The organism is Parafrankia soli (assembly GCF_001854695.1).
Classification (GTDB): domain Bacteria; phylum Actinomycetota; class Actinomycetes; order Frankiales; family Frankiaceae; genus Parafrankia; species Parafrankia soli.
This window is the reverse complement of sequence record NZ_MAXA01000031.1, coordinates 1-10,193: the sequence shown is the minus strand read 5'-3', so window position 1 is coordinate 10,193 and position 10,193 is coordinate 1. Positions and strand designations below refer to the sequence as shown.

Sequence of the window (10,193 nt, the reverse complement as noted above, 5' to 3'; positions counted from 1 at the left end):
TGGGCCAAGACGACGCGTTCGAGGACGCCATCGGGTCCGGGGGTGCCGTGACCATCAGAGATCCACGCGGCGATGGCATACGGGACGTTGATCGGCGGGCCGGAACTGTGCGTGACATCGAAGATCGACCGATACCTGCCATGAGGGTTCTCGATGTTGACGACAACCACATCGGCCACGGCACCATCGAAACCGATCTGGAAGTAACGCAGGAGATGACCGCGGGAAGACAGACCCTCGGCACGCAATCCAAGATCATGGAGAAGATCGGCGTAGGACAACCGTCCGCGCGCTGTCTCCTCGACTGGCGGCGGTCTGCAAGGACGGGCCGGCGGTGCGGTCAGGTAGCGGGATCCACCGAGAAGGACATGGCAGGCCGTCCGGTCCGCGGTCAGCGGTACTCGGGCGCGCTGTTCCCCGTCCGGCCTACGCAGATGAAGCTCGGCGACGGTCCCGTCGAACACGATCCGGGACAGGACATGGCCGCCCGGCTGGGCGCGTTGCACCGCGGCCAATTCGATCAGGAGACGACGTGGGCAGCGGCCTGTCGCTGGGTCCTTCACCGTCGCCGTCGCCTCCGCGAATATCGACGATCCCGTCCCACGGGAGTGACTCGCAGACTACGCGACGACCACGCGTATGCGCCGCTCCCTCCTGGGGTCCGGTCGCGGCACCACACCGAAGGAACAGGCTGATGATCCACCCGGCTCGAGGGCACCCAGGCATTCTCGATCACCATCAGGGACGGGGCCAGAGCCCTCGCGGCTGACCGACGCGCAATGCGCTCCGCTCACCGCCTCTCGCGTGCGCGGCGCTCACACGCTCACACCTCTCCGATCAGAGCAGAAAGATGTCATCATCCTGTTGCCTCAAGTCCGATAACCGGTAACCATATGGCCGTGATGTCCTACGAGCAGGTCGAGAACACGCCCGATCCCCTCGATAGAGCGTCGCTGGCCGACGAACTGATGTGGACACCCCACCCCCACCGCCTCGCCCTGCGTCGCCTGCGCGGCGAGGCGATCCGCGCATCCCTGGCCGCCGGAGTTCCCTCCGACCGGATCGCCGCGACACTGCACGTCAAGATAAGCGATCTTGAATGGATGTCCCGCCCGACCGCAACCGCACCTGCTTCTTGATCGGACCGCTGCCGACACCAGACTGGCGCTCTTTCTGACTCGTGGATCGAACCGCGGTCACCCGATGAACGCAGCCCGGCCGGCTGGCTCTGACGCCCCTGTGTTGTCAAGTGGCCGGTGGGCTGGTACGCGGGATAGTGTTGTAGATTTCGCGCGGGGTCTTGCCTTCCGCGGCGCGGCGTTGCTGGTAGGCGCGGGGGTCGCAGCGTAGCCGAGTGATGGCGATGCGGTGCAGGGCGGAGTTGGCTTGGCGGTCCCCGCCGCGACCCAAGGCGGTGCCGTTGGGTCCTGCCAGACGATGCCTCGATGGGGCTGACACCGCACAGGGCGGCGCCGGATCGGTCGCTGGTCAGGCCGTTGCGGCTTGTCTCCGGCGGCGACGAGCAGGGCCGCGGCCGGTCTCCGGTCCGACGCCGACACGAGCGAGCAGTGCGGGTGCGTGCCGGCTCAGTACGGTGGTCAGCCGACGGTTGAGGCCGGATCCCTGGGATATGGACCAGGTGTGTTCTCCCGGGTGATCGAGCTCATCGCCAGCGGTGCGTACTCCGATGGTCGGGGCGGGCACCTTGGCCCCGACCATCGGCACCCAAGCAGCGGCCCGGAGACACGCCCGTGCCTACCAATCCGGCTAGCCCAGCTGAGCCGATCCGTCGATCGATCGACCACGCTCGTGTCACGCCCGCGCTCGGCCGCGCGTCCCAAACCGTCGCACGCCCGGCGTTAGCATCCTCGCCCTGCAGCGACCCGGAGTCAGGCTCGCACCCCATCTACACTGAGTCATTTCAGTGGTTGAGCAGAGTGTCAGAGAGAACGAGGAACGCGATGCCCGGCCGATCCGGTGAGCATTCATGGCGCACCGCCGGGTCTGCCGAGTGCCGAGGCTCGCGAAAATCAGGCCAGAGCGCGGTCGGATACACCTCCGAGCGGACAGCCAGGTGTACCGGGAGTTGACACGATCAAGATGCGCTATTAGCTGTAGAAGTAGCGGGACGCGCGATTTACTACAGTCCCCCTCTCGCCCCAGTAGGTCTTGATGTCGGCGCGATAGTAGGTGTCCTCGTAGGCAGTAGCCAGGCTCCGGCACGTGCTACCCGGGTGGTCATAGGAGTTGTTGTAGTCCCTCCAGGTAGGGCTCGGGCCGGATCGGCTGAGCGGGACCAGCGTTACCTCCACCCAACGTGAACCCTCAGTGTTGTACGCCTGTGCGCAGAACTGGTCTTCCCCGTCGTTGTAGCTGACGGTGCCGTCGCCGACCGCGACCGGTCCGAATGAGTTGGCTGACGCCGGCTGCGCGAGAGCAAAGCTCGCCGCCGCAACGGCGATGGCCACCACAGCTGTTTTGAGTAGTTTCTTCATCGTTTCCTTTCCGGCTGGAGTAGATCTTGGCATCGCTCCTTGTTCATCTTGAAGCAACGGGCCATCCGACAAAAGGTGCTATACGTACTATTTGCCCGCAAGTCTGGCGAATTTTGACATCCGTTCACTGTATGGACACTTATCGCGAATGGCGCGAAGATGAGCTACTGGCGCTTCCATGTTGCAAGTTGGGTGTTGGGATTCTTGACACAGAGGATTGACTACGAGCGGCCGGTGCGGGGAACGTGTGGGGTGCCAGAAATCGGCCACCGGCGTTGACCTGGTCTTTTAGGCGGCTCGTTCGTATTCGTTGACGAAGCCACCGAGGACGTGCCGGTGCTTGATCTGTTCCATCGTGACGTCGGCGATCGGGTGGTCAGGCCTGGGCGGTTGAAGGCGGAGCGCGCGGGGTGCGACCGGTCACCACGCTYGACCCGAACGCCACGCGCATCGTCGTCGACCGGCACTGTTGCATCGGCGAAGTCGGCCATCGCGGGGCGTCCGATCGGTCATGATCGGTTGATGCGTCGACGTCGTGTCCGTCCACTGGCTCCGGTGTCGGAGTTCGCCGGGTTCCGGTTCCCTCCCGAGGTGATCGTGCTGGCGGTGCGGTGGTACCTGCGGTACGCGCTGTCCTACCTGTGGGGTGCCAGAAGTCGGCTTGGGCCTGTGACCTGGGATGATGCGACGATGTAGAGCTGGCGGCATGATGGTCAGTTGTGTCCGTGCGCCTGCTGTATCTGATCTTCGTGCGGGTGTGTGGCTGACTGGTTCTCCTCGGTCGTTCGTCGGCGTCCAAGGACATCGAGCTGTTGGTGTTGCGGCATGAGGTCGCGGTGCTGCGCCGTACCCAGCCCAAGCCCCGGTGGGACTGGGCGGACCGGGCGGTGCTCGCCGCCCTGATCCGACTCCTGCCGAGAAGGCTGCGGCTGCACCGGCTGATCACCCCCGGCACCGTCCTACGGTGGCACCGCCGTCTGGTCACGCAGAAGTGGACCTACCCGCACCGGACAGGACGACCGCCGGTCAGCACGGAGATCGCGACCCTCATCGAGCGGCTCGCGACCGAGAACACGACGTGGGGATACCAGCGGATCCAGGGCGAGCTACTCAAGCTCGGCCACCGCATTGGCGCGTCCRCGATCCGCCGGGTCCTGAAGTCCCTGCGGCTGCCCCCGGCACCGACACGCCAGACCGACACGACGTGGCGGCAGTTCCTGCGCACCCAGGCATCGACGATGCTGGCGGTCGACTTCTTCCACGTGGACTGCGCCGTGACGCTGCGGCGTCTGTACTGCTTCTTCGTCCTGGAAGTCGGCTCCCGCTCCGTCCATGTCCTCGGGGTCACCGCCCACCCGGACGGGCTGTGGACCACCCAGCAGATCCGGAACCTTCTGATGGACCTCGGCGACCGAGCAGGCGACTTCCAGTTCCTGGTCCGTGACCGGGCCGGGCAGTTCACCACGTCCTTCGACGCGGTCCTCGCCGACGCCGGCATCACCGCGGTCAAGATCCCACCCCGGACGCCCCGGGCGAACGCCTACGCCGAACGGTTCGTCCGCACAGTCCGAACGGAAGTCACCGACAGGATGCTGATCTTCGGCGAACGGCATCTGCGCACCGTCCTGGCCGAGTACGCCGCCCACTACAACGGACGGCGACCCCACCGCAGCCGCGACCTTCAACCGCCCCGGCCCGACCACCCCGTCGCCGACCTGACGAAGAAACGGATCAAGCGCCGACCCGTCCTCGGCGGCCTGATCAACGAATACGAACGAGCCGCCTAAAAGACCAGGTCAACGCCGGTGGCCGAGTTCTGGCACCCCACAGGCTGCTGCGCGGCGATTTCCGAGAAGAGCCGGTCGCGCTCCTCGCGCGGGGGGACCGAGGCGATCGCCCGGTACGTGCGATCGCCTGCCTCGACCGTCACGATCGCATTCTTGCGGATGTTGTGGTACCAAGCCGGATGGGTCGGTGCGCCGGCCGCCGAGGCGACGACCAGGTCCTGCCCGTCGATCTGCATCAGGCCGAGCGGCTGGGTGCGGGGCCGGCCGGTGCGCGCCCCCGTCGTGGTGAGAAGACACAGGGTGGAACCCTCGAACATCCCGCCAACTTTCCCTGCGTTGGCACGGAATTCGTCGATGATCCCCTGCTGGAACTTCAGAAATTCCTCGAACTGATTCTCGTCTGACATGTAGGTGGAAACCCCTGGGAAATCTTGTGCCCGCCCACCGCGCACCCGGCCGGGCGCACCGCCTGCGGGACACGGTCGGGAGGCTATCACCGCGGCGCGCCGTCCGGGTCGGTCACAGCCGAATCAGGCAGTGCCCCTGCGCGCGCACCCGACGGCAACCCGCGACCCCCTCGAGGGCTGCGGGCCGCCCCGGTGGGGCCGCCTCGGTCAGGCGGTGCGGTGCCAGTAGGCGCTGCAGTCGTCGATGGGCTCGACGACGTCCGTGATGGCGTGGCGGTCGCGGAACTCGTCGACGGCCTTGCGGCAGGCAGGGATCATGTAGTCGTCGATGATGACGAAACCGCCTCGGGACAGCTTGGGGTAGAGGTTCTCCAGCGCGTCCATGGTCGATTCGTACAGGTCGCCGTCCAGCCGCARCACGGCCAGCCGCTCGACGGGGGCGGATGGCAGCGTGTCGCGGAACCARCCCGGCAGGAACCGGACCTGGTCGTCCAGCAACCCGTACCGCTCGAAGTTCGCCCGGACCATGTCCTGGGACACGGCGAGGACGTCGTTGGAGTCGTGCAGCGCCATCTCCCGGTCCATCGGGTGGCCGTTCTCACCGGTGTCCGGGATTCCCTGGAAGGAATCGGCCAGCCAGACCCGCCGGTCGGTGATGCCGTGTGCCTTGAAATAGCCGCGCGCGAAGATGCACACACCACCGCGCCAGACACCGGTCTCGATGAAATCACCGGAAACGCCGTCGGCGACCACCCGGTCGAGCAGGTTCCGGACATTGCGAATGYGCTTCAGGCCGACCATGGTGTGCGCGACACTGGGCCAGTCCATTCCGGCCTCGCGGCGCTCCGGCAGGAAATTCCGCTCGGGAAGCCATTCGCTCGGCATGGGGGCGTCGCCGTAAACGAGATTGGTGACCACCTTCTCCAGGAGGTCGAGGTAGAGGTGTGCGTTATGGTTGGCGTCCATGGACGCGTCCTTCCCGTCGGGGTTCGTGGTCCGCTCGCCGTGCGGCCGGAACCGTCAGTAGTTGCCGAGGCCACCGCAGACGTTGAGGGCCTGGGCCGTGACCGCGTCGGAGTGCGGACCGGAGAGGTAGGCGACCATCTCCGCGACCTCGACGGGCGTCACATAGCGGCCGATGGGCACCCGGGCGCTCACCCGGGCCAGTGCCTCCTCGGTGGAGACGTCCCACAGCCCCGCGTAGGCCTCCCGCACCCGCTCGGCCATCGGCGTCTCCACGAAACCCGGACAGACGGCGTTGACCGTGACGCCCGTCTTGGCCAGCTCCAGACCGAGGGCCTTGGTGAAGCCGACGACGCCGTGCTTCGACGCCGAGTAGGGCGCGCCGTGCAACACACCCTGCTTGCCGCCCGTAGAGGCGATGTTGACGATCCGGCCCCAGCCCTGCTCCAGCATTCCGCCGTGGTTCAGGACGTCCTTGGTCAGCAGGAAGACGCTGTTCAGATTGGTGTTGATCACGTCGAACCAGAGTTCGTCCGACACCTCTCGGGTGGCCCCGCCACCCGGCCGGCCCGCGTTGTTCACGAGGATGCCCACCGGGCCGAAGCGCTCGACCGCGCCCCGGACGAGCGACCGGATGTCCTCGCGCGAAGTCACAGGTCTGCMCGTCCACTGTCAGGCCCTCGGCACGCAGGGCGGCCAGGGTGTCGGACAGAACGTCGGCCGTGCGGGCGCAGAGGTAGACCTGGTGACCTCGCTGTCCCAGCCGCCTCGCGATCTCCAGGCCGATGCCGCTGGTGGCGCCCGTCACGAGCGCTGTACGTGTGGTGGTTTCGGCCACTGTTCCTCCGCAGATTCCGTCTCGGAAGCGCAAACATCACAGAAGTGGCTAGAAGCGCTCTCAAGTGCGGTTGGAGCCGGGTGTCAACCGGCACGCGAGGGGGCCGCAGGCGGTTCTCCGGCGCGGTCCGGCACCGCGATACCCCAAGGGTGATCATGGTCGGGTGGCCCGGGGGGATCTCACCCCCGGGCTCCCACAGAGTCGGGTAGGCCGCCGGCGAGGTGCCCGCTTGAAGCGGGTCCTTTTCCGTCGGCCTCCCGCCGAACGATACGTGCGCCTGGCGCTGTTGCGTTCGGAGGAAGCAGGGCATGCCAGGGGCCCGGTGAGCAGTGGTCAGACGGCCTGGGCGAGTTCGGTGAATGCGGCGGCCAGCCTCAGATGCGGGTCGGTGTGGGTGGCAAGGTCGTAGTGGCCGCGGCGGATGTTCTGCACGAGGGCGTGTCCTGAGCTGACGGTCTGGACAGAGCGCAGCCGTTTCAGCCCGCGCATCGGCCGTAGCCGGGCTTTCAACCTGCCATGATCTGTCTCGATCCGGTTGTTCTCCCGGGTGGCGTCAACATGGCAAGTCTCGGGGAGCAGCTCGTCAAGGATCCTCGGGTAGACGGGTGCCTTGTCGGTGGTGACCTCGACCGGCCGGCGGCCGTGGGTCAGTGCCGCGGTGAAGAACTTTCGGGCCGCGGCCTGGTCGCGTCGTTCGCTGGCGAGGACGTCGATGACCTGCCCGTGCTGGTCAACCGCCCTGTACAGGTACGTCCACCGCCCGGCCAGCGCCCACCCGACTCGCCACCTACAGTCGCCCCGACCTCGGGTTCCACCGTCCGGCGCACCCGCATCCTCGGCGGGCTGATCAACGAGTACCGTAACGCCGCCTGACACCTCCCCCGGAAGATCACGTAAACCGCAAAAGACCAGCTCACAGGCCGAAACCCGGATTCTGGAGCCCCACAGGCGTCAAGGACCTGGGCGTGCCGGGGACCGCGCCGATGCGCGACACGCGCCGCCGCCGTTCGTGGGCTCGCCCCACCCGCGTGCCCGATCATCAGACAGTGCCGGCAGACACGACCAGCGCGCTACGCTTGCCGTGAGGCATCAGGTCTGTCGCCGATTCGGGGAGGTGCGCCGTGACCGCGGAGATGGTCGCTCCCGCCTGGATGCACCACCAGATCACAGCGGATCTGTACAACTCGCTGTCCGAGGRACAGTGCAAGGACATCGAGATCGTGGACGGGATGGTCGTCATGGTCCCCAGCGCCTCCCTGCTACATAACCGGCTGGCGAGGAAGGTCGCCAACGGGATGGAGCTGGCGGGGGCTCCGGGGTGGTTCGCCGATCTTGACTTCGATGTCCGGCTCCAGGATGTGCCGCTAACGGTCCGTCGGCCCGACATCGTCGTATACCGGGCAAGCGCGGTCGGCGTCACACCGATGCGCCCGGAGAACATCCTCCTCGTCGGCGAAGTAGTCTCACCGGGCTCTGAAACCACGGACCGTGTTTTCAAGCCGGAGCAGTACGCCCGAGCCGGCATCCAATTCTACTGGCGGATCGAGCAGTCCGCCGCTGGTGTCCCTCTCGTCTATACGTACGTGCTCGACCCGGCCGCGGGAACCTACCGAGTTGGCGATGTCTACACGGGTGTCGTCGAAGCTGTGGCTCCGTTCCCTGTGAAGATTGACCTCACCCAGCCATAGTGCAAGCGGATCGTCCACCAGCCCCAATGCCACTTCCGCTAAGTCGATCAAGCTGCTAGAGGGTGTCTGAAAAGGGTCAGGATGGGGTAGGTCAGGGGGTGTGTGAAGCCTCGGCGGAAGGGGCTGGTGATGGTCGAGAGGCGCTGGTATCCGACCGATCTGTCCGATGCCGAATGGGAGCTGATCGCTCCGTTGATTCCCGATCCCAACCCGGTGGCCGGCCGCCGGCGCATGAACGCCGGGAAATCGTGAACGCGTTGGCGTACTGGATACGGGCGGGATGTTCCTGGCGGCTGCTGCCCCATGACCTGCCGCCCTGGCAGACGGTCTATCACTACTGGCGCCTGTGGCGGATCGAGGGCCGCTGGGAGCAGATCCTGTGGGGTGCCAGAAGCCGGCCTGGGCCTGTGACCTGGGCTGATGCGACAGTACGGGACCGTCGGCATGATGGTCAGCTATGTCCGTGCGACTGCTCTATCTGATCTTCGTTCGAGTGTGCGGCTGGCTTGTCCTCTTCGGTCGTTCGTCGGCGTCGAAGGACATCGAGCTGCTCGTGTTACGGCACGAGGTCGCGGTGCTGCGCCGTACCCAGCCCAAGCCCCGGTGGGACTGGGCGGACCGGGCGGTACTCGCCGCGCTGATCAGGGTTCTCCCCAGGACGCTGCGAGCGCACCGGCTGGTCACCCCCGGCACCGTCCTACGGTGGCACCGCCGTCTGGTCACACGGAAATGGACCCATCCGCGCCGGGCAGGACGGCCACCGATCAACCCGGAGATCGCCACGCTGATCGAGCGGCTCGCGACCGAGAACACGACATGGGGCTACCAGCGAATCCAGGGCGAACTCCTCAAGCTCGGCCACCGGGTCAGCGCATCCACGATCCGCCGGATCTTGAAGGCATTCGGGTTGCCCCCGGCACCGAAACGGCAGACCGACACGACGTGGCGGCAGTTCCTGCGCACCCAGGCGTCGACGATGCTGGCGGTCGATTTCTTCCATGTGGACTGCGCCGTGACGCTGCGGCGGCTGTACTGCTTCTTCGTCCTGGAGGTCGGCTCCCGCTCCGTCCACATCCTCGGGGTCACCGCCCACCCCGACGGACCATGGACCACCCAACAGATCCGGAACCTTCTCCTGGACCTCGGCGACCGGGCTGCCGACTTCCAGTTCCTGATCCGTGACCGGGCCGGACAGTTCACCGTCTCCTTCGACACGGTCCTCGCCGACGCCGGCATCACCACCATCACGATCCCACCCCGAACACCCCGCGCGAACGCCTACGCGGAACGGTTCGTCCGCACCGTCCGGGCCGAGGTCACCGACCGCATGCTGATCGTCAGTGAACGGCACCTGCGCACCGTCCTGGCCGAGTACGCACGGCACTACAACGGACGACGACCCCACCGCGGTTGTGGCCTTCAACCACCACGGCCCGACCACCCCATCGCAGACCTGACCAAGGAACGGATCAGGCGCCGACCCATCCTCGGCGGCCTGATCAACGAATACGAACGAGCCGCCTAAAAGACCAGGTCAACACCGGTGACCGAGTTCTGGCACCCCACACCGACCCTGCTGGCTAATTCGGCCTTATGCGGCGTGGGTGAGTTCGAGGCGTGCGAGGTGGCTGGTGCGGGTGCGGTCGAGGGGGTGGCCGTTCCACCATGCGTCGAGGCGGATCAGGTTGAGCGCGACCGCGGAGAACACGTGTTGCAGGTGGGTCTTGGCCAGGCCGTGGTAGCGGGTGTGGYGTAGGTCGGTGACGGCGACGCCCTGGCGGATGGTGCCCTCGACCCCTGCCCGCAGCGCGTATTTCGCCTGCCAGTCGGTGGTGTCCTGCCGGGCGCGGGCGTCGGCTTGGGCGTGGTAGGCGTCGCGGGGGTGCACGGTGAGCTGCCGGCGGTGTTTCTTCGAGGTGGTGCACTGGTCGCGGGCGGGACACGGTGTGCAGGTCGCCGCCGCAAATTTGATCACGATGGTGTCGGTGCCGCGTTGGCGGGCCGGGGTCCAGGAG

The 10,193-nt window shown here is 66.6% G+C and carries 9 protein-coding genes and 4 pseudogenes; 6 read left to right on the top strand and 7 right to left on the bottom strand.

Annotation, left to right across the window (positions count from 1 at the left end):
• A partial coding sequence (locus BBK14_RS37670; protein ID WP_131802163.1) for a hypothetical protein occupies positions 1-563 on the bottom strand: 563 nt, incomplete at its 3' end.
• Between the two features lie 330 nt (positions 564-893).
• Here BBK14_RS37670 and BBK14_RS04635 point away from each other — a divergent pair.
• Complete coding sequence (locus BBK14_RS04635; protein ID WP_241831134.1) at positions 894-1,139, top strand: hypothetical protein; 246 nt, start codon at positions 894-896, stop codon at positions 1,137-1,139.
• 969 nt (positions 1,140-2,108) lie between these two features.
• Here the strand turns inward: BBK14_RS04635 and BBK14_RS04630 are convergent.
• A complete protein-coding gene (locus tag BBK14_RS04630) occupies positions 2,109-2,495 on the bottom strand; it encodes a hypothetical protein (protein WP_131802161.1) in 387 nt (128 codons plus the stop codon).
• A 555-nt stretch (positions 2,496-3,050) separates the two neighbouring features.
• Here BBK14_RS04630 and BBK14_RS36635 point away from each other — a divergent pair.
• Positions 3,051-3,134: pseudogene (locus BBK14_RS36635) on the top strand (IS6 family transposase); the annotation flags it as partial.
• Positions 3,135-3,262: 128 nt separating this feature from the next.
• Positions 3,263-4,282 (top strand): integrase core domain-containing protein, encoded by a 1,020-nt coding sequence (locus tag BBK14_RS04625; RefSeq protein WP_241831135.1) that lies wholly within the window; start codon positions 3,263-3,265, stop codon positions 4,280-4,282.
• Here the strand turns inward: BBK14_RS04625 and BBK14_RS04620 are convergent.
• The 4 genes and pseudogenes from BBK14_RS04620 to BBK14_RS04605 form a co-directional block, all read right to left on the bottom strand.
• Positions 4,279-4,689 carry a nitroreductase/quinone reductase family protein gene (locus tag BBK14_RS04620; protein ID WP_241831133.1) on the bottom strand — a complete coding sequence of 137 codons (411 nt, stop codon included), beginning with the start codon at positions 4,687-4,689 and terminating at the stop codon, positions 4,279-4,281. The two genes, BBK14_RS04625 and BBK14_RS04620, sit on opposite strands and share 4 nt — an antisense overlap.
• A 207-nt stretch (positions 4,690-4,896) precedes the next feature.
• Positions 4,897-5,655, bottom strand: a complete 759-nt coding sequence (locus tag BBK14_RS04615) for a TylF/MycF family methyltransferase (protein ID WP_071059962.1) — start codon at positions 5,653-5,655, stop codon at positions 4,897-4,899.
• 54 nt (positions 5,656-5,709) lie between these two features.
• Positions 5,710-6,460 (bottom strand): annotated as a pseudogene (locus tag BBK14_RS04610) (SDR family NAD(P)-dependent oxidoreductase).
• A 363-nt stretch (positions 6,461-6,823) separates the two neighbouring features.
• Positions 6,824-7,297, bottom strand: a pseudogene (locus tag BBK14_RS04605) (DDE-type integrase/transposase/recombinase); the annotation flags it as partial.
• Between the two features lie 326 nt (positions 7,298-7,623).
• Here BBK14_RS04605 and BBK14_RS04600 point away from each other — a divergent pair.
• The 3 genes and pseudogenes from BBK14_RS04600 to BBK14_RS04595 all read left to right on the top strand — a co-directional run bounded on the left by BBK14_RS04600 (position 7,624) and on the right by BBK14_RS04595 (position 9,703).
• A complete protein-coding gene (locus tag BBK14_RS04600; protein ID WP_083390718.1) occupies positions 7,624-8,178 on the top strand; it encodes a Uma2 family endonuclease in 555 nt (184 codons plus the stop codon).
• Positions 8,179-8,307: 129 nt separating this feature from the next.
• Positions 8,308-8,576, top strand: a pseudogene (locus BBK14_RS34590) (transposase); the annotation flags it as partial.
• Positions 8,577-8,635: 59 nt separating this feature from the next.
• Entirely contained in the window at positions 8,636-9,703 is a 1,068-nt protein-coding gene (locus BBK14_RS04595) for an integrase core domain-containing protein (protein WP_071059960.1), read from the top strand.
• Positions 9,704-9,769: 66 nt separating this feature from the next.
• Here the strand turns inward: BBK14_RS04595 and BBK14_RS04590 are convergent.
• A partial coding sequence (locus tag BBK14_RS04590) for a transposase (RefSeq protein ID WP_198541176.1) occupies positions 9,770-10,193 on the bottom strand: 424 nt, incomplete at its 5' end.